This is a genomic window from Kitasatospora sp. NPDC087315 (assembly GCF_044744345.1).
GTDB lineage: Bacteria > Actinomycetota > Actinomycetes > Streptomycetales > Streptomycetaceae > Kitasatospora.
In genome coordinates, this window is record NZ_JBIUYD010000004.1 from 297,027 (window position 1) to 319,306 (window position 22,280).

23 protein-coding genes and 1 riboswitch are annotated in these 22,280 nt (G+C 72.4%); of the genes, 8 read left to right on the forward strand and 15 right to left on the reverse strand.

Annotation, left to right across the window (positions count from 1 at the left end; genetic code table 11):
* Window positions 1–76: 76 nt before the first annotated feature.
* From groL to thrC, 4 genes are all read right to left on the reverse strand, one after another.
* Window positions 77–1,699: a chaperonin GroEL gene (groL, locus tag ACIO5D_RS08340; RefSeq protein ID WP_363612598.1), complete on the reverse strand. Its 1,623-nt coding sequence runs from the start codon at window positions 1,697–1,699 to the stop codon at window positions 77–79.
* A gap of 373 nt (window positions 1,700–2,072) precedes the next feature.
* Window positions 2,073–2,276, reverse strand: coding sequence for a cold-shock protein (locus ACIO5D_RS08345; protein ID WP_030289665.1), 204 nt, complete (start codon window positions 2,274–2,276; stop codon window positions 2,073–2,075).
* A 576-nt stretch (window positions 2,277–2,852) separates the two neighbouring features.
* The gene (locus ACIO5D_RS08350; protein WP_363612600.1) at window positions 2,853–3,131 is read right to left on the reverse strand and encodes a ubiquitin-like small modifier protein 1; all 279 of its coding nucleotides are present in this window, start codon (window positions 3,129–3,131) and stop codon (window positions 2,853–2,855) included.
* Between the two features lie 28 nt (window positions 3,132–3,159).
* The gene (thrC, locus tag ACIO5D_RS08355; RefSeq protein ID WP_400653689.1) at window positions 3,160–4,446 is read right to left on the reverse strand and encodes a threonine synthase; all 1,287 of its coding nucleotides are present in this window, start codon (window positions 4,444–4,446) and stop codon (window positions 3,160–3,162) included.
* A 17-nt stretch (window positions 4,447–4,463) separates the two neighbouring features.
* Window positions 4,464–4,596: riboswitch (SAM riboswitch) on the reverse strand.
* Between the two features lie 149 nt (window positions 4,597–4,745).
* Here thrC and ACIO5D_RS08360 point away from each other — a divergent pair.
* Both ACIO5D_RS08360 and ACIO5D_RS08365 read left to right on the forward strand, forming a co-directional pair.
* Entirely contained in the window at window positions 4,746–5,786 is a 1,041-nt protein-coding gene (locus ACIO5D_RS08360) for a glucosyl-3-phosphoglycerate synthase (RefSeq protein ID WP_363612605.1), read from the forward strand.
* A gap of 40 nt (window positions 5,787–5,826) precedes the next feature.
* Window positions 5,827–7,296 (forward strand): trehalose-6-phosphate synthase, encoded by a 1,470-nt coding sequence (locus ACIO5D_RS08365; RefSeq protein WP_400794351.1) that lies wholly within the window; start codon window positions 5,827–5,829, stop codon window positions 7,294–7,296.
* On the opposite strand, the gene otsB is transcribed toward ACIO5D_RS08365, so the two are convergent.
* Both otsB and ACIO5D_RS08375 read right to left on the reverse strand, forming a co-directional pair.
* The gene (gene otsB, locus ACIO5D_RS08370; RefSeq protein ID WP_363612609.1) at window positions 7,280–8,110 is read right to left on the reverse strand and encodes a trehalose-phosphatase; all 831 of its coding nucleotides are present in this window, start codon (window positions 8,108–8,110) and stop codon (window positions 7,280–7,282) included. The genes ACIO5D_RS08365 and otsB overlap by 17 nt on opposite strands.
* An 80-nt stretch (window positions 8,111–8,190) precedes the next feature.
* The gene (locus ACIO5D_RS08375; RefSeq protein ID WP_363612611.1) at window positions 8,191–8,418 is read right to left on the reverse strand and encodes a DUF3263 domain-containing protein; all 228 of its coding nucleotides are present in this window, start codon (window positions 8,416–8,418) and stop codon (window positions 8,191–8,193) included.
* Between the two features lie 112 nt (window positions 8,419–8,530).
* On the opposite strand from ACIO5D_RS08375, the gene ACIO5D_RS08380 reads away from it, so the two are divergent.
* A complete protein-coding gene (locus ACIO5D_RS08380; RefSeq protein ID WP_363612613.1) occupies window positions 8,531–8,875 on the forward strand; it encodes a cupin domain-containing protein in 345 nt (114 codons plus the stop codon).
* A 60-nt stretch (window positions 8,876–8,935) separates the two neighbouring features.
* Here the strand turns inward: ACIO5D_RS08380 and ACIO5D_RS08385 are convergent, their stop codons facing one another.
* Complete coding sequence (locus tag ACIO5D_RS08385; protein ID WP_400653686.1) at window positions 8,936–10,207, reverse strand: extracellular solute-binding protein; 1,272 nt, start codon at window positions 10,205–10,207, stop codon at window positions 8,936–8,938.
* Window positions 10,208–10,525: 318 nt separating this feature from the next.
* Between ACIO5D_RS08385 and ACIO5D_RS08390 the strand changes: the two genes are divergently transcribed.
* Both ACIO5D_RS08390 and nagA read left to right on the forward strand, forming a co-directional pair.
* The gene (locus ACIO5D_RS08390) at window positions 10,526–11,473 is read left to right on the forward strand and encodes an ROK family protein (RefSeq protein WP_400794353.1); all 948 of its coding nucleotides are present in this window, start codon (window positions 10,526–10,528) and stop codon (window positions 11,471–11,473) included.
* Complete coding sequence (nagA, locus tag ACIO5D_RS08395) at window positions 11,470–12,666, forward strand: N-acetylglucosamine-6-phosphate deacetylase (protein ID WP_400794355.1); 1,197 nt, start codon at window positions 11,470–11,472, stop codon at window positions 12,664–12,666. Before ACIO5D_RS08390 ends, nagA begins: the two co-directional genes overlap by 4 nt.
* Window positions 12,667–12,734: 68 nt before the next feature.
* Here the strand turns inward: nagA and ACIO5D_RS08400 are convergent, their stop codons facing one another.
* Window positions 12,735–13,718: a carbohydrate-binding protein gene (locus ACIO5D_RS08400; protein WP_400794357.1), complete on the reverse strand. Its 984-nt coding sequence runs from the start codon at window positions 13,716–13,718 to the stop codon at window positions 12,735–12,737.
* A gap of 161 nt (window positions 13,719–13,879) precedes the next feature.
* Window positions 13,880–15,694 carry a diguanylate cyclase domain-containing protein gene (locus tag ACIO5D_RS08405; RefSeq protein WP_363612621.1) on the reverse strand — a complete coding sequence of 605 codons (1,815 nt, stop codon included), beginning with the start codon at window positions 15,692–15,694 and terminating at the stop codon, window positions 13,880–13,882.
* Between the two features lie 367 nt (window positions 15,695–16,061).
* Between ACIO5D_RS08405 and ACIO5D_RS08410 the strand changes: the two genes are divergently transcribed.
* Entirely contained in the window at window positions 16,062–16,589 is a 528-nt protein-coding gene (locus ACIO5D_RS08410; protein ID WP_363612623.1) for a flavin reductase family protein, read from the forward strand.
* Between the two features lie 19 nt (window positions 16,590–16,608).
* Here the strand turns inward: ACIO5D_RS08410 and arfB are convergent, their stop codons facing one another.
* A complete protein-coding gene (arfB, locus tag ACIO5D_RS08415) occupies window positions 16,609–17,040 on the reverse strand; it encodes an alternative ribosome rescue aminoacyl-tRNA hydrolase ArfB (protein WP_363612625.1) in 432 nt (143 codons plus the stop codon).
* Between the two features lie 67 nt (window positions 17,041–17,107).
* Between arfB and ACIO5D_RS08420 the strand changes: the two genes are divergently transcribed.
* On the forward strand, window positions 17,108–17,605 hold the full coding sequence (locus ACIO5D_RS08420; protein ID WP_400653683.1) for a hypothetical protein: 498 nt from the start codon (window positions 17,108–17,110) through the stop codon (window positions 17,603–17,605).
* A gap of 159 nt (window positions 17,606–17,764) precedes the next feature.
* Window positions 17,765–18,340 carry a TerD family protein gene (locus ACIO5D_RS08425; protein WP_363612629.1) on the forward strand — a complete coding sequence of 192 codons (576 nt, stop codon included), beginning with the start codon at window positions 17,765–17,767 and terminating at the stop codon, window positions 18,338–18,340.
* 132 nt (window positions 18,341–18,472) lie between these two features.
* Here the strand turns inward: ACIO5D_RS08425 and ACIO5D_RS08430 are convergent, their stop codons facing one another.
* The 5 genes from ACIO5D_RS08430 to ACIO5D_RS08450 form a co-directional block, all read right to left on the reverse strand.
* On the reverse strand, window positions 18,473–19,642 hold the full coding sequence (locus ACIO5D_RS08430; protein ID WP_363612631.1) for a hypothetical protein: 1,170 nt from the start codon (window positions 19,640–19,642) through the stop codon (window positions 18,473–18,475).
* 122 nt (window positions 19,643–19,764) lie between these two features.
* Window positions 19,765–20,253 carry a DUF3180 domain-containing protein gene (locus ACIO5D_RS08435; protein ID WP_363612633.1) on the reverse strand — a complete coding sequence of 163 codons (489 nt, stop codon included), beginning with the start codon at window positions 20,251–20,253 and terminating at the stop codon, window positions 19,765–19,767.
* 241 nt (window positions 20,254–20,494) lie between these two features.
* Window positions 20,495–21,094, reverse strand: coding sequence for a 2-amino-4-hydroxy-6-hydroxymethyldihydropteridine diphosphokinase (gene folK / locus ACIO5D_RS08440; protein ID WP_363612635.1), 600 nt, complete (start codon window positions 21,092–21,094; stop codon window positions 20,495–20,497).
* Between the two features lie 40 nt (window positions 21,095–21,134).
* Window positions 21,135–21,494 (reverse strand): dihydroneopterin aldolase, encoded by a 360-nt coding sequence (gene folB / locus ACIO5D_RS08445; RefSeq protein ID WP_363612664.1) that lies wholly within the window; start codon window positions 21,492–21,494, stop codon window positions 21,135–21,137.
* A gap of 250 nt (window positions 21,495–21,744) precedes the next feature.
* Window positions 21,745–22,227 carry a nuclear transport factor 2 family protein gene (locus ACIO5D_RS08450; protein ID WP_363612638.1) on the reverse strand — a complete coding sequence of 161 codons (483 nt, stop codon included), beginning with the start codon at window positions 22,225–22,227 and terminating at the stop codon, window positions 21,745–21,747.
* Window positions 22,228–22,280 lie beyond the last annotated feature (53 nt).

A 22,280-nucleotide genomic window follows, 5' to 3' on the forward strand; every position in this document is an offset into this window, starting at 1 on the left:
CAGAACGCCGCATGGGCGGCTCCCCGGAGGGAACCGCCCATGCGAGCGAGGAACTGCCCGATCCGATCGAGTCGGATCAGAAGTCCATGTCACCGCCCGGCATGCCGCCGCCGGCGGCCGCGGCGGCCTTCTCCGGCTTGTCGGCGATGACGGCCTCGGTGGTGAGGAAGAGCGCCGCGATGGAGGCGGCGTTCTGCAGCGCGGAGCGGGTGACCTTGGCCGGGTCGATGATGCCCGCGGCGACCAGGTCGACGTACTCGTTGGTGGCGGCGTTCAGGCCGTGACCGGCGGGAAGGTTGCGCACCTTCTCCACCACGACGCCACCCTCCAGGCCGGCGTTGGTCGCGATCTGCTTGATCGGGGCCTCCAGCGCGACCTTGACGATGTTGGCACCGGTGGCCTCGTCGCCCTCGAGCTCCAGCTTGTCGAACGCGACCGAGGCCTGCAGCAGGGCGACGCCACCACCGGCGACGATGCCCTCCTCGACGGCGGCCTTGGCGTTGCGGACGGCGTCCTCGATGCGGTGCTTGCGCTCCTTGAGCTCCACCTCCGTGGCCGCGCCGGCCTTGATGACGGCCACGCCGCCGGCCAGCTTGGCGAGGCGCTCCTGGAGCTTCTCGCGGTCGTAGTCCGAGTCGCTGTTCTCGATCTCGGCGCGGATCTGGTTCACGCGGCCGGCGACCTGCTCGCTGTCACCGCCACCGTCGACGATGGTGGTCTCGTCCTTGGTGATGACCACCTTGCGGGCGGTGCCCAGCAGGTCGATGCCGGCGTTCTCGAGCTTGAGGCCGACCTCCTCGGAGATCACGGTGCCACCGGTGAGGATGGCGATGTCGCCGAGCATGGCCTTGCGGCGGTCGCCGAAGCCCGGGGCCTTGACGGCGACGGACTTGAAGGTGCCGCGGATCTTGTTCACGACCAGGGTCGACAGGGCCTCGCCCTCGACGTCCTCGGCGATGATGACCAGCGGCTTGCCGCTCTGCATGACCTTCTCCAGCAGCGGGAGCAGGTCCTTGACCGAGCCGATCTTGGAGTTGGCGATGAGGATGTACGGGTCCTCGAAGCTCGCCTCCATACGCTCCAGGTCGGTGGCGAAGTAGGCGGAGATGTAGCCCTTGTCGAAGCGCATGCCCTCGGTGAGCTCAAGCTCCAGACCGAAGGTGTTGCTCTCCTCGACGGTGATGACGCCTTCCTTGCCGACCTTGTCCATGGCCTCGGCGATGAGCTCGCCGATCTGGGTGTCGGCGGCCGAGATGGAGGCGGTGGAGGCGATCTGCTCCTTGGTCTCCACGTCCTTGGCCTGGGCCAGCAGCTGGTCCGAGACGGCGGCGACGGCCTTCTCGATACCGCGCTTCAGGGCCATCGGGTTGGCGCCGGCGGCGACGTTGCGCAGACCCTCGCGGACGAGCGCCTGGGCCAGCACGGTGGCGGTGGTGGTGCCGTCACCCGCGACGTCGTCGGTCTTCTTGGCGACCTCCTTGACGAGCTCCGCGCCGATCTTCTCGTACGGGTCCTCGAGCTCGATCTCCTTGGCGATGGAGACACCGTCGTTGGTGATCGTGGGGGCGCCCCACTTCTTCTCCAGAACGACGTTGCGACCCTTGGGGCCGAGCGTGACCTTCACTGCGTCGGCGAGCTGGTTCATGCCACGCTCAAGGCCGCGGCGAGCTTCCTCATCAAAGGCGATGATCTTGGCCATCTGAAGTGGTCCTCCGGGACACGGTCGACTGCTCGGACCAAGGGGTGCCCGCGACGGACGGCCCTGGTGTGCGGGGGTCCTTTCCCCTACCGCTCCCGGGGGCCTCACCGACCCGGTCCGCTGTCACTCTCACGCTGTGAGTGCTAACGCCAATGATTAGCACTCTGGCAGGGCGAGTGCAAGCCCAATCGGCAACCCGCGAGCCGCACCGGCCACCCGCGGGCGGACGTGCGGCGGGCCCCGGGCGCCACGTGCGGCGGCGCCCGCCGCCGCACGTGGCGACGGGCCCGTACGACGTGTGTCGTACGGGCCCGTCGCGAAGCAAGAGGCGCACCAGCCGATGGGCCGAGCCGAACTCCTGGGGTCGGAAAGGTCAGACCGCGGCGCGGACCATGTCCGCCTGCGGGCCCTTCTGCCCCTGAGAGATCTCGAACTCGACCCGCTGGCCCTCCTCAAGGGTGCGGTAGCCGTCCATCTGGATCGCGCTGTAGTGGACGAAGACGTCCGCACCACCGTCGACCGCGATGAAGCCGTAGCCCTTCTCCGCGTTGAACCACTTGACGGTGCCCTGAGCCATTCCGAACTCCCCTAGTGCTGTGCTGGCCCTTCACGCGCCCGCAGGTCGCGGGCCCGGGTCTGGTTTCGAGGCCGGCCCGGGGAACCCCCCCTGGACGCAGCCGTGCACGCCGCGGTCCCCCGCCGAGCCACCGGACGGCATCCGATGGGCGGGCGATCGCGTCGATCGCGGCTGAATGTATCCGGATCGACGCCCTCTGCAACAGGGTCAGCCGCAGGGAATTCCCCGGGCCCGCCAGGGGACACCTCAGGTGAAATCAGGAGGAAATCGGCATTTCACGCCGGACATAGCGGACGAATTACTCAAATCCCCTTGAGAATTCTGACATCTGCCTGACATGTTTCACGGCCGTGCGCGCGGCGCCGGTCTCAGCGGCCGGACGGTCACCGGCGATACGGGTTCAGCCGGATTCGGGCGCCGGTGAAAGGGGAAGGGGAGCCCTGTTCCCAGCCGAGCGACACTCTACTCCGACTGGACCCGGAAATATTCCCGCCGAAATGCGGCCGGCCGCCCCCGCGTACGGAATTCGGAATTCCGTACGCGGGAACGGCCGGCCGGGAAGAGCGGCGGACGGGCTCAGCAGCCGCCGGCCACCGCCGGGATGATCGACACGCTCGCGCCGTCCTTGATCTCGGTCGCCAGCCCCTCCGCGAACCGCACGTCGTCGTCGTTGACGTAGACGTTCACGAAGCGGCGCAGCTTGCCGGCGTCGTCCAGGACGCGGGCGGCGATGCCCGGGTGGTTCTTGTCGAGGTCGGCGATGACATCGCCCAGGGTGGCACCCTCGGCGGCGACCTCGGCGGAGCCGCCGGTGTAGGTGCGCAGGATGGTGGGAATGCGGACGTTGGCGCTCATGGCGGGGGCTCTCCTAGCGGGGTGGTGGTCAGGCGGAGGCGAGGCCGGCGTCGCGGAAGGACTCCAGCGTCGGGCGGATGACGGTGGTCATGCCGGAGTCGGAGACGGCGTCCAGGGTCTTCAGGCCGTCGCCGGTGTTGATCGCGACGGTCTCCTTGGCCGGGTCCAGCTGCCCGGTCTCGACGAGCTTCTTCAGCACGCCGACGGTCACCCCGCCCGCGGTCTCGGCGAAGATGCCCTCGGTGCGGGCCAGCAGCTTGATCGCGGCCACCACCTCGGCGTCGGTGACGTCCTCGACCGCGCCGCCGGTGCGGCGGGCGATGTCCAGCACGTACGGGCCGTCGGCCGGGTTGCCGATCGCCAGCGACTTGGCGATGGTGTCCGGCTTGACCGGGCGGATCACGTCCCGGCCGGCCTTGAACGCGGCCGACACCGGCGAGCAGCCGGCCGCCTGCGCCCCGAAGATCCGGTACGGCCGGTCCTCGACCAGACCGAGCCTGATCAGCTCCTGCAGCCCCTTGTCGATCTTGGTGAGCTGGGAGCCCGAGGCGATCGGGATGACGATCTGCTCCGGCAGCCGCCAGCCGAGCTGCTCGCAGATCTCGTACGCCAGCGTCTTGGAGCCCTCACCGTAGTACGGGCGGAGGTTGACGTTCACGAAGCCCCAGCCCTCGCCGGCCGGGTCGCCGATCAGCTCCGAACAGAAGCGGTTGACGTCGTCGTAGTTGCCCTCGATGCCGACCAGCTCGCCGCCGTAGACCCCGGCCATCACGACCTTGCCCTGCTCCAGGTCGTGCGGGATGAACACGCAGGACTTGAATCCGGCCCGGGCCGCCGCCGCACCGACCGCACCGGCCAGGTTGCCGGTGGACGAGCAGGACAGCGTGGTGAAGCCGAACGCGCGGGCCGCCTCGATGGCGCAGGCCACCACGCGGTCCTTGAACGAGTGGGTGGGGTTGCCCGAGTCGTCCTTGATGTGCAGCTGAGCGGTGAAGCCCAGCTCACGGCCCAGGTTGTCGGCCTTCACCAGCGGGGTCCAGCCCGGGTTCAGGTTGGGCTTCCCGGCGACATCGGCCGGAACGGGCAGCAGCGGGGCGTAGCGCCAGATCGACGCCGGGCCGGCCTCGATCCGCTTGCGCAGGTCCTCGGCGGCCTCGCCGCCGAAGTCGTACGCGATCTCCAGCGGCCCGAAGCACTCCAGGCAGGCGAAGCTCGGACCGAGCGGAAAGCGGGTGCCGCACTCCCGACAGGACAGCGCGGCGGCGGGGCCGAGGTCAACGGTGAGGGATGCGGGTGCGGCGGTGTCGATAGCCATGATGGCGGAGGCCTCTCTCCTCATCTTCCCCGTGACGCGGTCGCGCCACAGGCCGGAATTGGCACCTGTCCCGCCGGGCCTGTACGACAGCCGCGCGAGAAGGTTGCCGGGACGTCAACGGGCCGTTCCCTCAGTCCCTCTGGATGAGCTCTGTGAAGTTGTGGTCCTGCTCAGCGGTGACCCCGGCGTGCGAAGGTCCGATCGCTGTACGAAGACTGTATCCGAAGGCGTCAACCCCGAACGGGACCGTCCGCCACGCGAGATGCCCCGTCCCACCCGAACCCGCCGAGGAGAGACCCGTGCCCGCCGAACCGACCCCCGCGCTCCTTCCGCAGGCGGCGTCCTGGCTGCGCCGCCGCTCCTGGAGCGCGGCCGACCGCCCGGTCGGCACGCTGCTGGACGCCAAACGGGCGGCGGGCCGGGCGGGCACCGTCAGCGTGGTCCTGCCCGCGCTGGACGAGGAGGCCACCGTCGGCGACATCGTCCGCACCGTCCGCCGCGAGCTGATGGAGCGCCTCCCGCTGGTCGACGAACTCGTCGTGGTCGACTCCGGCTCCACCGACGCCACCGCCGCGGTCGCCGCCGGGGCCGGCGCCCGGGTGGTGCACCGTGACGACATCCTGCCCCGGCTGCCCGCCGCCCCCGGCAAGGGCGAGGTGCTCTGGCGCTCCCTGCTGGTCACCAGCGGCGAGATCGTCTGCTTCGTCGACGCCGACCTGCGCGAGTTCGACCCGGCCTTCGTCTCCGGCATCATCGGCCCGCTGCTCACCGAACCCGACATCCAGCTGGTCAAGGCCATGTACGACCGGCCGCTCGAAGTGCCGTCGAGCGGCCCGTCCGACGCGGGCGGCGCGGTCGTCCCCTCCGGCGGCGGCCGGGTCACCGAGCTGGTCGCCCGCCCGCTGCTCAACCTGCACTGGCCGGAGCTGGCCGGCTTCGTCCAGCCCCTCGGCGGCGAGTACGCGGCCCGCCGCTCGCTCCTCGAACGGCTGCCGTTCCCGACCGGCTACGGCGTCGAGCTCGGCCTGCTGGTCGACGCCCTGGAGACCGCCGGTCTGGACGCCCTGGCCCAGGTGGACGTGGGCGTGCGCCACCACCGCCACCAGGACGGCCAGGCGCTCGGCCGGATGGCCGCCACCATCTACCGCACGGCCCTGGAACGCCTCGACCGCACCCACCGCCTCAAGGCCTCCGCCGACCTGGTGCACCCGCTGCTCACCCAGTTCACCCGCGACCCGGAAACCCGTGCCTTCACCGCCCACACCCACCCGGTCACCGGCCTGGAACGGCCCCCGATGCACACCGTCCCCGAGTACGTGAGCCGCCACCTGCCGCACTGACCGGGGTTTGCCGACCCTGGCCCCCGGCAACGTACCAACCATGGGCGATCTCACGACCGAACGTTCGAGTCCGACCGGCACCGCCCCCGTACTGGTGGCCTCCAACCGGGGACCGGTGTCGTTCAGCACCGCGGACGACGACACGCTGACCCTCCGCCGGGGCGGCGGCGGCCTGGTCTCCGGGCTCTCCGCCATCGCCGACCCCAGCGCCGTCTGGGTCTGCGCCGCCCTCGGCGACGCCGACCGCCGGGCCGCCGCGGAGGCCCCGCACGGCCGCCTCGACCTGGCCGGCCACGACGTCGGCGGACAGGCCGTCCGGATGCTGGACATAGATCCGGAGACCTTCGCCCGGGCCTACAACGGGGTCGCCAACTCCACCCTCTGGTTCGTCCACCACCTGCTGTACGCCACCCCCACCGCCCCCGCCTTCGACGCCGGCTTCCGCACCGAGTGGCAGGCCTACCTGGCCTACAACGCCGCCTTCGCCGACGCCCTCGCCGCCGAGGCGGCCCCCGGCGCCGCGGTCCTGGTGCAGGACTACCACCTGTCCCTCGTCCCCGCCCTGCTCCGCGCGGCCCGACCCGACCTGCGGATCGGCCACTTCTCGCACACCCCGTGGGCCCCGCCCGAGTACTTCCGGCTGCTGCCCGACGATGTCGCGACCGCCGTCCTCACCGGGATCCTCGGCGCCGACCGGGCCGGCTTCCTCACCCGCCGCTGGGCCCTGGCCTTCGCCGACTGCTGCGAGGCGCTGCTCGGCGCCACCGTCGACCGGACCGCCCTCACGGTCACCCACGACGGCCGCACCACGTTCCTCGGCGTCCACGGCCTCGGCGCCGACGCCGACTTCCTGCGCGACCGCGCCCACCGCCCGGACGTCGACGAGCGCCTCGCCGCCCTCCGTGAGGCCGTCGGCGGCCGGCGCACCGTCGTCCGGGTGGACCGCACCGAACTGAGCAAGAACATCGTCCGCGGCCTGCTCGCCTACCGGCACCTGCTGCGCACCCGCCCCGAGTGGCACGACCGGGTCGTGCACGTCGCCTTCGCCTACCCCTCGCGCACCGACCTCGCCGAATACCGGGCCTACACCGCCGAGGTCCAGCGGCTGGCCCAGGAGATCAACGACGAGTTCGCCACCCCCACCTGGCAGCCGCTGATCCTGCACGTCGACGACGACTTCCCGCGCTCCCTGGCCGCCTACCGGCTGGCCGACGTGGCCCTCGTCAACCCGATCCGGGACGGCATGAACCTGGTCGCCAAGGAGGTCCCGGTGGTCTCCGACCACGGCTGCGCCCTGGTCCTCTCCCGCGAGGCCGGCGCGTACGCCGAACTCGCCGACGACGCGATCACCGTCAACCCGTACGACATCATCGCCACCGCCGACGCCCTGCACGCCGGGCTCACCATGCCCGCCGACGAACGCGCCGACCGCACCAAGCGCCTCGCCGCCGCCGCGACCGCCCTGCCGCCCCAGCAGTGGTTCCTCGACCAGCTCAACGCGCTCGGCTGAGCTCCTCCCCCAGCGCCGCCAGCAGCTCCACCACGCCGGCCGGGCCCGGGACCACCAGGTCGGCCCGGTCGGCGAGCTCGCGGACGGTCGTCCCGCTGCACACCAGCAGCCCGGCCAGCCCCTCCCCGCGCAGCTTCTCCACCGCCGCGTAGGCCGCCACATCGCCCAGATCGTCCCCGGCGTACAGCACCGACCGGGCGGCCCGCTCCCGCAGGAAGCCGGTCAGCGCGGCGCCCTTGTCCACCCCCGGTGGCCGCAGCTCCAGCACCAGCCGGCCCGGCTCCACCACCAGCCCGTACTCGGCGGCCAGGGCCGCCACCGGTGCCCGCAGCAGTTCGAACGCCTCCTCCGGTGCCCCGGTGCGCCGGGTGTGCACCGCCAGCGAGCGGCCCTTGTCCTCCACCCAGGTCCCGGCCGGCGCCCCGGCCCCCGCCAGCACGTCCGGCAGCGCCGTCCGCACCCCCGCCACCCCCGGGTGCACCGGCGGCGCCGTGACCTCTCCGGCCTCCCAGCGCTCGGCGCCGTAGTGCCCCAGCACCACCAGCCCGTCGACCGCCGCCAACCCGCCGTACTCGACCGCCAGCGCGGCCGGCCGGCCCGTCACCACCACGATCGAGCCGACGTGCGGGGCCAGCCCCCGCAGCGCCCCCGCCACGCCCGGATGCGCGCGCGCCAGGCTCGGATCGGCCACGATCGGTGCCAGCGTCCCGTCGAAGTCGAGGGCGACCACCGCGTCCCCGGGCGAGGCGAGCACCGCCTCCAGCCCCGTGCGCCCGGCGTCCGTGTCCGGCTGCGGAATCTCCTTGAAGACCATGCCCGGACCCTACCCACGCGGCCGCGCCGTCACCCGGCCGGCGGTCGGCTACCGACCGCTACCGACCCACTGCCGACCCGCTACCGGGCCGCCCGCCGGGCCGCCCGTACCCGCCGCAACCGGTTCACCAGCACCGGCGCGTGGGCCAGGGCCTCCGGCCGATCCAGCAGCCCGTTCAACAGCTGGTAGTACCGCGTGCTGGAGAGCCCCAGCTCCTCCCGGATCGCCCGTTCCTTGGCCCCGGCCGTGCGCCACTGCCGTCCCTCCAGCTCCAGCACCGCCCGGTCCCGCCCGGTCAGCTCACCCATGCCCCGTCACCGCCTCCGACGCCCCGGTCCGCTACGACCTGTCATTCTCCCCCGCCGGTCCGACACACTCTGCGCCCCCGCGCTCCCCGCCCGCGCCGCTACCGTCGCTGGCATGACCACCAGCTTCGCCCTGCACATCCCCACCGCCGAGCTCGAACCCGACCCGCTGGACCCGGCCCAGATCGTCTCCGGCACCCCCGAGGTCTCCGGCAAGGTCCTCTCGGAGTCCCCCGACGGCCGCCAGCTCCGCGGCATCTGGCAGATCACCCCCGGGGTGGTCACCGATGTCGAGGCCGACGAGCTGTTCGTGGTGCTCGGCGGCCGGGCCACCATCGAGATCGACGGCGGCCCGACCCTGGAGGTCGGCCCGGGCGACTGCGCCGTGCTCCGGGCCGGCGACCGCACCACCTGGACGGTCCACGAGACCCTCCGCAAGGCCTACGCCATCACGCTCTGACGGAGCGCTCCGACCACCCGCCACGCCCGTGGCCGCCGAGGGGCCCTCGCGCCGGTCCGGCTACTTCCGGACCCGCGCGGCCTCCTTCAGCGCGGCCCCCTGCAGCCCCTCGAGCACCTTCTTGGCGTCGCCGGTGACGGCCTCCCCGATCCCCGCCTTGATCCGGTTGCTGACGTCGGTCCACGCCGGATCCCCGAACGGGTAGAAGCTGGCGTTCGTCAGACCCGTCGCGAACTGCTTCAGGTCGTCGTGCTTGCCGTCCGTCGTCATCTGGGTGAAGGCGTCCTGGGTCACCGGCAGCAGGTTGTAGGTCTCGTCGAACTTCAGCTGGTTCTCCTTGGTGTACACGAAGGAGAGGAACTTCTTGATCTCGTTCTTGTGCCCGTTGGCCTTGAACGCCATCATCCAGTCGGCGACCCCGAGGCTGCCGGTCTTGGCCACCCCGTCCCGCTTCGGTATCGGCGCCGTACCGAAGTCGATCTTCCCGGCGGCGGCCATCCGCAGCAGGGTGGGGTGCCCGTTCAGCATGCCGACCTTGCCCGCCGCGAAGTCCGTGAACACCGGCGTGCGGTTCATCTTGCCCGGCTCGGCGTAGGTGAGCTTGGTGTCGACCAGGTTGGTGCGCAGCCAGCTGAAGGTCGCCTGGTTCTGCTGGCTGTCGATGGTGTAGTTGCCGACGTCGTCGGAGAGGCTGCCGCCCCCGCTGAGCGTCCACAGCATCGACTCGGCCGGGGCCTCCTCCGGGCCGAGCGGCAGGCCGTACGGGGTGACCCCCGGCACCTTGGCCTTGATCTTCTCGGCGTCCTGCTTGAGCTCGCTCCAGGTGGCCGGCGGCTGGCTGATCCCGGCCTTCTGGAAGACCGCCTTGTTGTAGAACAGCACCCGCGAGGAGGAGACGAACGGGATGCCGTACTGCGTGCCGAGCATCTGCCCGGCGTGCGTGAAGGAATCCATCATGTTGGCCTGGGTCTCCAGGGACAGCACGTCCGTGGCCGGGTAGAGCCGGTCCGCGGCGGCCTGGTCGGCGAACCCGCCGGTCTGCAGCAGGTCGGGCGACGTGCCGGCGGCGATCAGGTCGTCGACCCGCTTGCCGATGTCGGTCCAGCCGACCACCTCGACATCGACCTTGATCCCGGGGTTGGCGGCCTCGAAGCGGTGGGCGATGTCGTCCCAGTACGGCTTGGAGCTGGTCTCCGCGCTCTCGCCGTAGTCGGCCGCGACCAGCTTGAGGGTGACCGTGCTGTCGCCCTGCCCACCGCAGCCGGTGAGCAGCAGCGCTCCGGCCAGCGCGGTGCCGAGCAGACGGGTGGGGACCTGGGCGCGCCTGTTCAACGCGGGTACCGCCTTCGAGGGGGGAGTCCGATGGACGTCGGAGTTGTCTGAAAAGCGGCCGGATGGGGGAATCCGGCAGGGGGGAGGCGTAACACTGTCAAACCCACCGCACGGTGGTCCACACCTCTGGCCGGTACGTGCCGGGTAGTTATCGAAGTGCGGAGGTCATTGCACGATGCGCAATGGCGGCGAGCCGCAGCAGGACGCGCAAAGTGCCGCACACCACATGGTTCTGCGACAAAGCTCACCTACTTTGGACCAGACCAATCCGACAACTGGACTAGACCTCTCCGACCCGACCAAGGGAAACTGTCCTCCGTGAAGCACGTCATCGCACTCGATGTAGGCGGCACCGGCATGAAGGCCGCGCTGCTCGCCCAGGACGGCTCCGTGCTGTTCGAAGCACGCCGACCGACCGGGCGGGAGCACGGCACGGACGCCGTCGTCGCCGCCATCCTCGACTTCGCCGCCGATCTGGCGGACGAGGGCCGAAGCCGTTTCGGCGTCGCCCCGCTGGCGGCGGGCGTCGCCGTCCCGGGGACGATCGACGAGAGGAACGGTATCGCGGTCTTCTCCGCCAACCTCGGCTGGCGGGACCTCCCCCTGCGCAAGCTGCTGGGCGAGCGCCTGGCCGGCCCGGGCGGCCCGCCCATGCCGGTCGCGCTCGGCCACGACGTGCGCTCGGGCGGTCTCGCCGAGGGCCGGCTCGGCGCCGGCCGGGGCGTCGAGCGCTTCCTGTTCATCGCGCTGGGCACCGGCATCGCCGGCGCCATCGGCATCGGTGGCCGGATCGAGGCCGGAGCCCACGGCTACGGCGGCGAGATCGGCCATGTGGTGGTCCGGCCGGGCGGCCCGCAGTGCGGCTGCGGCGCCCGGGGCTGCCTGGAGACGCTCGCCTCCGCCTCCGCCGTCTCCCGGGCCTGGGCCGCGGCCTGCGGTGACCCCGACGCCGACGCGGCATCCTGCGCCGTCGCGGTGGACGCCGGGGACGACCGTGCCGTCGCGGTCTGGCAGCACGCGGTGGACGCCCTCGCCGACGGCATCGTGCTCGCCCAGAGCCTGCTCGACCCGTCCACGGTGATCGTCGGCGGCGGGCTGGCCGAGGCCGGTGACACCCTCTTCACTCCCCTGCGCGCGGCGGTCAACGAGCGGCTGACCTTCCAGATGCCCCCCGAGGTCGTACCGGCCATGCTCAAAGACACCGCCGCATCCCTGGGCGCGGGCCTGCTCGCCTGGGACCTGCTCTCCATGGAGGTGACCGCGTGACCACGCGGATTCAATCAGCGGCTCTGCCGCGGCGTACCGCACTGGCCGGCGCCCGACTCGTCCTGCCCGGCGGTGTCGTCGAGGGCGACCGGCTCTCGATCGACGGCCCGCTGATCGCCGGCTTCGGCGGCGCGGCCGAGCCCGGCGACCTCGACCTGACCGGGTACACCGTCGTCCCCGGCTTCGTCGACCTGCACGTCCACGGCGGCGGCGGCGCCTCGTACACCTCCGGCATCGCCGAGGAGGCCCTCAAGGTCGCCCGTACCCACCTGGAACACGGCACCACGACCACCATGGCGTCCACCGTCACCGGTGAGATCGACGAGGTCGCCCGCCAGGCCTCCGTGCTCTCCGAGCTGGTCGAGGACGGCGTCCTCGCCGGCATCCACTTCGAGGGCCCGTTCATCTCGCACAACCGCTGCGGCGCCCACCGCCCCGACCTGCTGCGCGACCCCGACCCGGCGCTGGTCCGCAAGCTGGTCGACGCCGCCCGCGGCCACGCCAGGATGGTCACCCTGGCGCCGGAGCTGGCCGGCGGCCTGGAGTCCGTGCGGATGCTCGCCGACCTCGGTGTGATCGCCGCCGTCGGCCACACCGACTCCGACTACGCCAAGACCCTGGAGGCGATCGAGGCCGGCGCCACCGTCGCCACCCACCTCTTCAACGCCATGCCCGGCATCGCCCACCGCGCGCCCGGCCCGATCGTGGCGCTGCTGGAGGACGAGCGGGTCACCGTCGAGCTGATCAACGACGGCATCCACCTGCACCCCTCGGTGCTCGACCTCGCCTACGGCACCGCCGGCGCCTCCCGGGTCGCGCTGATCACCGACGCGATGGGCGCGGCCGGCATGGGCGACGGCCTCTACCCGCTCGGCCCGCTCCAGGTCGAGGTGAAGGAGGGCGTGGCCCGTCTGGTCGAGGGCGGCGCGATCGCCGGCTCCACGCTCACCCTGGACGTGGCGTTCAAGCGGTCCGTCACCGTCAACAACCTGACGCTGAACCAGGCCGCCGAGTCGCTCTCCGCCGCGCCGGCCCGCCTGCTCGGCCTCGCCGACTCGATCGGCTCGCTGGAGACCGGCAAGAACGCCGACCTGGTGGTCGTCGACTCCGAGAGCTACGACCTGGTCGCCGTGATGCGCCGCGGCGAGTGGATCACCGGCGCCGAGAAGTTCGCCCCGGTCACGTCCGTCTGACCGACGGCCACGGCCGCCCGCCCCCTCCGCACAGAGGGGACGGGCGGCCGTGGTGTGCCCGGGGCCGGTCAGCCGGCGCTGGCTTCGAGCGTCACCTGGTCGATCAGGACGGTGCCGCCCACCGGGGCCGAGACGGTCACGGTGTTCGGTCCGGCCTGGAGCGGCGGAGTTATGTAGGTGGTGTACCAGGAGGACGCCGCGTCCTTGCCCGGCGAGTAGTTCCGGAACGCCAGACCGCTCGGCCAGTCCTTGCCGTTGACGGCGACCGTCGCCTTCACGTCGGCCCCGGGGTTGTTGAAGTGCACGGTCAGCTTGTACGTCCCGGCCGCGGCGACCTCGCCGGTCCAGGTCACCGAGGACCCGGCCTGGAGCGTCAGATAGCTGCCGTCCGCCGACTTGGCGCCCTTGACGGTGTTCCCGGACGGCGCGTTCTGGCCCTGCAGCTGGCTCGCGTCCACGGTGCCGGGGCCGTTGGCCGGGGCGGCACTGGCCGAGGGCGAGGGGGCGGTACTGCCCGCCGTGGTGGTCGGGGTGACGGGCGCGCTGGCCGAGGGCGTCGGCTTGTCGTCCTTGTCGCCTTCCGGGTCACCGGTGGAGAGCGCTATCCCGGCCCCGATCGCGATCGCCGCGACCACCGCCACGGCACCGATCACCGCACCCTTGCTCCGGCCGCTGCTCGGCCGCTCCTCCCCCGGCTGCGGGCGGGAGTGCTCGGCGTAGCGGGTCTGCTGGGTCGGCACACCGCCGTACTCGGGCTGCTGCTGCGGGTACGGCTGGGCGGGCTGCCCCTGCGGGTACCCCTGCTGTTGCTGCGGCGGGTAGGGCTGCTGCGGCGGGTACGGCTGCTGACCGTACGGGGCCTGCTGCCCGTACTGGGCACGGCCCACCTCCATCGGGCGGCTGTACGACGTGCGCGGCACGCCCTGCTGCGGCTCGGCCGACTGCGCGGCGCTGCCGTCGGCCGGGCGGTAGAGATAGCCGAAGGGATCGTCGTCCTGCGGTGCACCGCCCTCCGGGCTCTCGGGCACTCCGTTGCTGCCGGCGGTCGTCACGGTGGTCAACTCCCCATCGCGGTCGCGCCGCCCGGCTGCCGTGCCGCCGGCGCAAGTCATGGTCGCTCGTACCCGGGAACCCTACCTGCCGTCTCCCACAGCGGGGAAAGAGCCCTTGACAACCGGCGGGTAGCTCGCGCCCGGCGGGGCCGCGCCGCTGCTCAGCCCGCCCGTCGGTGCGAGCGCTCTCCCCGGGCCCCGCGCACCGAGCCGCCCCTGGCCCGCTTCTCGTCGTACATCCGCTCGTCCGCGGTGTGCAGCACCTCCTCGATGCTCATCCCGCAACCCGCCCAGCCGACGCCGAGGCTGACGCCGACCCGCATCGCCCGGCCGTCGATCCGCATCGGCGGGATGATCGCGTTGCGCAGCCGGTGGGCGAGGTCCTTGGCCTCCTCCCGGCCGATGCCGTCGGCCAGCACCACGAACTCGTCGCCGCCGAGCCGGGCCACCGTGTCGCCGTCCCGGACGGCCCCGCTCAGCCGGCGGGCGACCTCGACCAGGACGGCGTCGCCCGCGTTGTGGCCGAACCGGTCGTTGATCGACTTGAAGCCGTCGAGGTCGCAGAAGAGCACCGCGAGCCCCTTCTCCACCGCGGCCGCGCCGCCCGAGCGGAACGGGCCCGACCAGACCTCGCCGCCCGCACCCTGGTCGGCGGGGACCACGGCGTGCACATGTTCGCCGTAGCCGCCCGGCCAGTCCGTCCCGCCCGGGGGGAAGTCCGGCCCGGGCTGCCCGTCGGGCGCGCCGTAACCGTGCACCGGCCCGGACCGCGGGTCCGTCCCCTCCAGCCCCCCGTACGCGGCGTGCGCGCTGTAGGAGTCGGCCGGGTAGCCGGGGTACGCCTGCGGGTAAGCCCCCTCGCCGTGCCCGGCGACGGCGCCGACGGCCTGCGGCTCGTTGCAGAGCCGCCGCCCCAGCCGGGCCTTGAGCTCGGCGCCGTTGGGCAGGCCGGTGAGCGCGTCGTGGCTGGCCCGGTGCGCCAGTTGGAGCTCGTGGCGCTTGCGGTCCTCGATGTCCTCGACATGGGTGAGCAGGAAGCTCGGGCCCTCGGCGGCGTCGGCGACGATCGAGTTCCGCAGACAGACCCACTGGTAGCCGCCGTCCCGCCGGGACAGCCGCAGTTCCGCCCGGCCGCTCTCGGCGCTGGTGCGCTCCAGCAGGGCGCGGTCCTCGGGGTGGACGAGATCGGCGAAGCTCTGCTGCCGGAGCACCGCGCGGGGGCGGCCGAGCAGCCGACAGAGCGCGTCGTTGACCCTGGTCAGCTGGCCGCGCCCGGCACCGTGCAGCTCGGTGATGGCCATCCCGCTGGGCGCGTACTCGAAGGCCTGGCGGAAGCTCTCCTCGCTGGCCCGCAGCGCCTGCTGCTCCTTCTCCAGGCGGGCCAGCGCACGCTGCATCTCGGCGCGCAGCCGGGCGTTGCCGATCGCGATGGAGGCCTGGAGGGAGAACATCTCCAGCGCCTCGCGGGTCCAGGCGCCGGGCCGCTTGCCGCTGCGCGGACGGTCCACCGAGAGGACGCCGAGCAGGTCGCCGCCGGCGCTGTACATCGGGGCGAGCAGCCCGTCGGCGGGGTGCCAGTCGTTGGCGTAGACGGGCTGCGGGCCGTCCCCGATCCAGCGCGGGATGTCGCTGGCGACGGCCCAGCCCCGGTCGTAGGGGAGGAAGCGCAGGGTGCCCCAGTGGTCGCTGACGCCGAGCAGCCGGTCCCAGGACTCGCGCGAACCGACCTGGCCGAGCAGGACGGAGGGGCCGCCCATGGCGCTCTCCTCCAGCTCCCAGACGGCCGCCACCACGAGGTCGCCGTCCGGGCGGACGAGGCTGACCGCGGCGGCGTCGAAGCCGAGCCCGTGCACCGCGCCCTCGACCACGGCCTGCAGCGTGCCCGCCAGGCTGCGGGCAGCGTTGAGGTCCGCCACGACCCGGTGCAAGGTGCGGAGGGTCGCGAGACGGACGTACGGCTCCGACTCGGCTTCCATGCGGGGGCTCCCCGGCTGCTTCGGATAGTTCTTGAATGGTTATCGTCCGATTGCCAGAAGAACTGAATCACAGGGAGCACAGCGTTCGGCACGCTCGGTCAGCAATAGGCCGCCACTTGTGACTTAAATCACACAAGACTTATGCGCCCTTAATCAGTTCATCCGTCCCGTATGGGGACATAGGGCTTCATCGGGATATTTCTCCTGGTCGGCCGCATTGACCGCGCACTGAAGCCACCTGACGGCCGGCGGGCTCCCTGCTTCACTCCTGCGGGTGAGTCCGGCGGCGAACCGTAACCTCTGCGCCGTTGGTCCTACGACCACGGCCCGATGCCGTTCTGCCCGGCCGCCGACTACCGTGCGGTACGTGTACTCGTCCCCGCAGCCCGAAGCTGCCCCCCAAGCGACGCCCGACGAGTTCCGGGCAGCGCTCTCCCAGCTCGCCTCCGGCGTGAGCCTGGTGACCGTCCACGACCCGGAGGACGGCGAGGACGTCGGCATGACCGCCACGTCCTTCCTCTCCGTCTCGCTGGAGCCGCCACTGGTGCTGATCTCCGTCCGCGAGGACTCCCGGATGGACGACGTGCTCTCCCGGACCGACACCTGGGCGGTCTCGCTGCTCGCCGAGGAGCAGAAGGCGCTCGGCTCGCGGTTCGCCATGAAGGGCCGGCTCAGCGACCGGCTGCTGTTCGCCGACGCGCCGCACCACCGCGGCCCGCTCACCGGCGCACCGCTGATCGACGGGGCGCTCGCCACCGTCGAGTGCCGCACCGAGCAGCGGATAGCCGCCGGTGACCACACCCTGCTGCTCGGCCGCGTCCTGGAGGCCGTGGTGCCGAACCCGGGCGGCCGCCCGCTGCTCTACTTCCGCGGCTCCTACCGGCAGCTGGGCTGACCCGCTCCCCGGCCCCGGGCTAGTCGGAGTGCGGAGCGCGCCGGCCCTGCTTCAGCTCGGAGCGGTGCCGCTTGTTGGACAGCCGCCGCTCGACCATGCCCCGGCTCGGCTTCGTGGCCCGGCGCGACTTCGGCGGCGGCGCGGTGGCCTCGCCCAGCAGCGACGCCAGCCGGGCCGCGGCGACCTCGCGGTTGCGCCACTGCGAGCGGTGCTCCGAGGCCCGCACCACCAGCACCCGCCCGTCCACCAGCCGGCCGGCCAGCCGCTCCAGGGCGCGCTGCTTCCAGACCTCGGGCAGCGCCGCGGAGGCCGCCAGGTCGTAGCGCAGCTCCACCTGGGTGTCGGAGGTGTTGACGTGCTGGCCGCCGGGGCCGGAGGAACGGGAGAAGCGCCAGACGAGCTCGGTGTCGGGGACGACCACCGAGCCCCGTACGCGGATGGGCTCGGGCATGCGCCCATCATCCCGTGCCCGGGGCCGCCGGTCACCCGGTTATCCGGCCGCGCCCGCAACCCCGACAATGGCGTACGTGATCGAGCTCGGCTACTCCCTCTCCAACCGCTTCCCCGACCCCCCGCAGACCGACTACCGCAGCGCCTCCGTGCACACCCTGCGGTACGACCTCTTCTGCGGCGACGTCTACCTCGACGCCGACGGGACGGAACTGTCCACCGACTGGAAATGGGTGCCGGTGCTCGATTTCGCCTGGGCCCTGTGCGACATCGCCGAGCAGCTGGACCGCGACCCGGACGGCAGCCGCGCGGCCCGGGTGCAGACGGCCGACCTCGACTTCACCCAGAACACCGAGCTGCTGCGGTTCGCCCGCCGCTTCAACTGGGTCGAGGTCACCGCGACCTGGCTGCCGGACGAGCCACCCGCCGTCGTCCGCCACAGCGAGCTGCGGCGCGAGGCCAGGGACTTCCTCCAGGACACCCTCGCCGATCTCTTCGACATGCACCCCGACCTGGCCGACAATCCGAACATCTGGTCACTTCAGGGCCGCTACCGTCGAATCTGACCACTTCGCGTGCCCGCCCCGATCGGCCTGTTCCGACGGTTCATTGCCCTCGTCTTTGCCCAACCGTGATTCACCGCGGAAATTGGCCACCCGGTACGGAACCAAGTCACCGGGCTCTCGCGTTATCCGGGTCAAAGCAACGAAGGGACAGCAAACACCATGCCAGTGAGCCTCTCCAAGGGTGGCAACGTCTCGCTGACCAAGGAGGCCCCCGGCCTGTCCGCGGTCACCATCGGACTCGGCTGGGACGTCAGGACCACGACCGGTGCCGAGTTCGACCTCGACGCCAGCGCGATCGTGCTGAACGCGGACGGCAAGGTGCTGTCCAACGGCCACTTCGTCTTCTTCAACAACACCAGCACCCCGGACGGCACCGTCGTCCACACCGGTGACAACCGCACCGGCGAGGGCGCGGGCGACGACGAGGCGATCAACGTCAACCTCGCCGGCCTGCCGGCCGAGGCCGCCAAGATCACCTTCCCGGTCTCGATCTACGACGCCGTGGCCCGCTCGCAGAACTTCGGCCAGGTCCGGAACGCCTACATCCGCGTGATCAACGCGGCCGGCGGGGCCGAGATCGCCCGCTACGACCTCTCCGAGGACGCCGCCACCGAGACCGCCATGATCTTCGGCGAGCTCTACCGCAACGGTGCCGAGTGGAAGTTCCGCGCCGTCGGCCAGGGCTACGCCTCCGGTCTGGCGGGCATCGCCCAGGACTTCGGCGTCCAGCTCTGACGCCACCCCGGACACGCCGAAGCGCCCGGCCCTCCACCACGGAGGGCCGGGCGCTTCGGCGTTGACGGCCACCGGAAACACTGCGGCGCGGGCAGCCGGTCGGACCGGCCGCCCGCGCCGACGGCGCCGGGTTCAGCGCGAGGCGCGCAGCTCCGGAAGCTGGAGCAGTTCGGTCTCGTCGTGCGGGGTCAGATCGACGACCTCGGGCTCCACCGCCGCTTCCTCCGGCGCGGGAGACCCTGCCTGCACCATCGAAGCGGCGTGCGCCTGCGCCTCTGCCTGGGCCTGGGCCTGAGCGGCGACGGCCTCGTCCCCCACCACGTCCGCCAGATCGGCGCGCTCGCCCAGCTCCGAGACGCTCCCGACGGCCGGCGTCGGAGCCGCCGCCCGGACGGCCGCGCCGGAGCTGCGGCCGAAGAAGCTGAAGCCCTGCCCCCGGACCTGCCCGGACTGCACCGGCCGCGGCCGGTGCCGCTCGGCCGGCACCACGGGCGCGGCGGGCGTCCCGCCCAGCTGCTCGACGGTCGCGGTCAGCACCGGCCGCGCGGGTGACCCGCCGACCGCCGGCCGTTCGCCCACGGCCTGGTCCTCCGCCGCCACGGACGCGGCCGACGCCGGGGCAGGCACCGCAGGAGCCACCGGAGCGGGCACTGCGGGCACCACCGGAGCCGGTACGGGCGCGGGGGCCGGAACCGGTGCGGCGGGCGCCGTACGAGCCCGCAGCGCGACCTGCGCACCGGCCGCCCGCTCACGCTGCGCCTCCTGCGCCGCCGCACGCCGCTCCAGCTGCCGCAGCACGGCCGCCGCGCGGACGAACGCCGCCGGGCTGGCCGGGTACCTGGGACGGCTCGCGGCCAGCGCCCGCTGGGTCGCCTCGGCCTCCTTGAGCGCCTGCTCGGCGACGGCGACGGCCCGCTCGCGCAGCAGCCGGGCGATCTCCGTCTCGGCCTTCGCCAGCCGAGACTTCTCGGCGGTCAGCCGGCGGCCGAACCGGGTGGCCCGCTCCTCGGCGACCTCCGCCGCGTACTCGGCCTCGGCGAGCTGCTCCTCGAAGCGCTCCTCGGCCCGCAGCCGCTGCGCGGCGGAGGCCTCGGCGGCCGCCCGCGCGGCCCGGTCGCGCTGGCGCAGCAGCACCGCGATCCCGAGCGTGGCGAGCACCGCGGCGACACCCACCGAACGCACCAGGACGGTGTCCTGACTGAAAAGCAGCGCGGCCACCGCGGCGACGATGAGCACGCCGGCGGCGGTGGGGGGAAAGACCCGGCCGAGGACGGAGGAATGACGGTGGCGTCCGCGAGACATGCCAAGAAACTAGCGTGCGAATTGGGGCCGTGTCAGCCCAGGGTCCCCTTTAGCCCTTGACAGCACGCAACCTTTACCGCACGTGCCCGGCCCCTCACTCAAGATCACCGAGTGCCGCCCGCTCAGCGGGGGGATGCCGCCGGGCCGCTCGGGTCGTCGTGGTTCTCCGGCAGCTTGCAGACGTGCTGCAGCCAGAGCGCCGCCGCGATCACCGCCGCACCGGCCAGCACCGCGAAGCCAGCCGTGACGGCCTGGTCCTTGCGCGCCGACACGTCCAGCTCGCCCAGCAAGTAGATCCCCGCGCCCGCGTAGATGCCGGTGACCACCGCCGAGACCAGCGCGCTCGCCTGCCCCAGCACCACCGCCCGGGCCGCGCCGAGCGGGTCGACCCCCTTCGCCCCGGGCTGCCGCTCGCGCGCCGCCTTCAGCCGGGACCGCAACGAGAGCGCGGTGGCCAGCAGGATCACCGCCACCGCGGCCAGCACCACCGGCGCCGCGCCGGGCACGGCCGGCAGGGTGTCCAGGGAGGCCCAGAGCTTGGAGCCGGCCCAGGACAGCGCCGTCGTAGCGGCGGTGATGCCGACCAGCAGACGGAGGCGAAGCAGCTTCACTCGGACGAGGTCCTTTCCCGGGGTACCGGAGACGGGCGGCCGCCCCCGGGCTGGGCCCTCTCCCCCGGCAGCCGGGCCGGGAGCGTGCCCCCGGCCCGTTGACGGGCAGGAGCCGAGGGCGGGTACGACGGCGTCAGGCCACCGTACCGGGCCCGGCCGGGCGGACACCCGCACGGAGGGCGGACACCTACTCGTACGGCCGGAGCCCCCGCCCGAGTTCCCCGGCCGCGGCCGGTGCCGGTTATTCCGGCAGGGTCAGCCGGATGTCCTCACGCCGCCGGACCCCCTGGGAGTCCGGACCGCCGAGCGCCGCCAGCAGCTCGGCGACCTGGCCCCGGCCGGGCAGCTCGGCCTCCGGCTGGGCGTCCAGCCAGGGAGCGAGCACGAAGGCCCGCTCGTGCGAGCGCGGGTGCGGCAGCAGCAGCTGCGGGTCGTCGCTGGTGACGCCCTCGTAAGTGAGGATGTCGACGTCCAGGGTGCGCGGGCCCCAGTGGACGGTGCGGACCCGGCCGAAGGCGTCCTCGATCGCGTTGCCGCGCTCCAGCAGGTCCTGCGGCGGCAGCGAGGTGCGCAGCACGACCACCGCGTTGTAGTAGTTGGGCTGCTCGTCGGGGCCGCCGACGGCCGCCGTCTCGTACACCGCGGAGACGGCCTTGATCCTGAGGCCGGGGGTGTCGGCGAGGGCGTCCACGGCGCCCTGGAGGGTGTCCAGACGGTTGCCCAGGTTGCTGCCGAGGGCGATCACGGCGCAGCGCTGGCTGTGCAGCGTGGTGTCGGCCGAGTCCACCCGGCTCTCCAGGTCGAACGTGGTCGGCGGGGCGGTCGGGTCGCTGGTGCTCATCGGATTCCCTCTGCGGCTGGAACGGGGTACGCGGCGTGGGTCATGCGCGGCCCCGGTGGATGGTCACGGTCACGTCGTCGAACGGCACGGTGATCGGGGCGTCCGGCTTGTGCACGGTGACCTCGACCCCCTCGACCGGGTCGTGCTTCAGGCACTGGTCCGCGATGCGCTGGGCCAGGGTCTCGATCAGGTCGACCGGCTCGCCGGCGATGATCGCGGTGACCTCCTCGGCCACGATGCCGTAGTGCGCCGTACGGGTGAGGTCGTCTCCGGCCGCGGCGGGGCGGGTGTCCAGGTACAGCACCAGGTCCACCACGAAGGTCTGGCCCTCGATGCGCTCGCGCTCGAAGACGCCGTGGTGGCCCCGGGCTCGCAGGCCCCGCAGGGTGACGCGGTCCAGCAAACGAATCACTGCTCCCAGTCGGACGGGCCCCGCCCCCGTGGAAAAGACGTGGGCAGGCAGGGTGAAGGCGGGCATCGCGCTCGCCACTCCGTTTCGAATCTACCCGCGAGCGCTGACAACGCCTGACCGTCCTACCCGGCACGAACCGTCGCCACGCACACCCCAATGGCAATTGACATGAACGTTCGGTGACCACTCGGACATTCCCGGGCCACCACCCGGTACTGATTTCCCGCCGGCGCCCGATTCAGTCCTCGTCGTCCTCGTCGCCGCTGGTCAGGACGGGTGAACCATGGTGCGACCAGAGCCTCCACCCGGCCGGGGTCCGGCGGAAGAGATTGGTCGAGACGACCTTTCCGCCGATCAGCGGGCCGAGTTCGCCCTCCTCCTCGGCCTCACCGCCGGAGAGGATGTTCTCGGTGCACGTGACAAGGGCCACATCGCCGTGCACCTCGGCCTCGACATCGGTCAGGAAAAACTGGATGTACTCCGTGTTCATCATGATCAGCATGTACGAGCGGGTCACCTGGGCCCGTCCGCGCAGCACCGGCCAGCCGGGGTGCACACACACCACGCCGCCCTTGTCGTCGGCGTCGGCGGCCCCCAGCCAGGCGTTCTCGACCGCCTCCAGATCGCCGTTCTCCAGGGCCTCGTACAGCGCCTGGTTGGCCGCCAGTACGGCCTCCCGGTCCGCCTCACGGGCCCGCTGTCCCGCGGTCTCGCCACTCACCCTGCCGTCACCTGCCACTGGCCCTCCCGTCTCGCCTCCCTCCTTGCCTGCCA

Coding starts and splice junctions, on each gene's coding strand:
- otsB (WP_363612609.1), bottom strand. CDS start 8,110: ATGGTCTTCAAGGAGATTCCGCAGCCGGACACGGACGCCGGGCGCACG.
- ACIO5D_RS08375 (WP_363612611.1), bottom strand. CDS start 8,418: ATGGGTGAGCTGACCGGGCGGGACCGGGCGGTGCTGGAGCTGGAGGGA.
- thrC (WP_400653689.1), bottom strand. CDS start 4,446: ATGGCTATCGACACCGCCGCACCCGCATCCCTCACCGTTGACCTCGGC.
- folK (WP_363612635.1), bottom strand. CDS start 21,094: ATGAGCACCAGCGACCCGACCGCCCCGCCGACCACGTTCGACCTGGAG.
- ACIO5D_RS08365 (WP_400794351.1), top strand. CDS start 5,827: ATGGGCGATCTCACGACCGAACGTTCGAGTCCGACCGGCACCGCCCCC.
- ACIO5D_RS08425 (WP_363612629.1), top strand. CDS start 17,765: ATGCCAGTGAGCCTCTCCAAGGGTGGCAACGTCTCGCTGACCAAGGAG.
- ACIO5D_RS08380 (WP_363612613.1), top strand. CDS start 8,531: ATGACCACCAGCTTCGCCCTGCACATCCCCACCGCCGAGCTCGAACCC.
- arfB (WP_363612625.1), bottom strand. CDS start 17,040: ATGCCCGAGCCCATCCGCGTACGGGGCTCGGTGGTCGTCCCCGACACC.
- ACIO5D_RS08430 (WP_363612631.1), bottom strand. CDS start 19,642: ATGTCTCGCGGACGCCACCGTCATTCCTCCGTCCTCGGCCGGGTCTTT.
- ACIO5D_RS08350 (WP_363612600.1), bottom strand. CDS start 3,131: ATGAGCGCCAACGTCCGCATTCCCACCATCCTGCGCACCTACACCGGC.
- ACIO5D_RS08345 (WP_030289665.1), bottom strand. CDS start 2,276: ATGGCTCAGGGCACCGTCAAGTGGTTCAACGCGGAGAAGGGCTACGGC.
- ACIO5D_RS08405 (WP_363612621.1), bottom strand. CDS start 15,694: ATGGAAGCCGAGTCGGAGCCGTACGTCCGTCTCGCGACCCTCCGCACC.
- ACIO5D_RS08420 (WP_400653683.1), top strand. CDS start 17,108: ATGGCGTACGTGATCGAGCTCGGCTACTCCCTCTCCAACCGCTTCCCC.
- groL (WP_363612598.1), bottom strand. CDS start 1,699: ATGGCCAAGATCATCGCCTTTGATGAGGAAGCTCGCCGCGGCCTTGAG.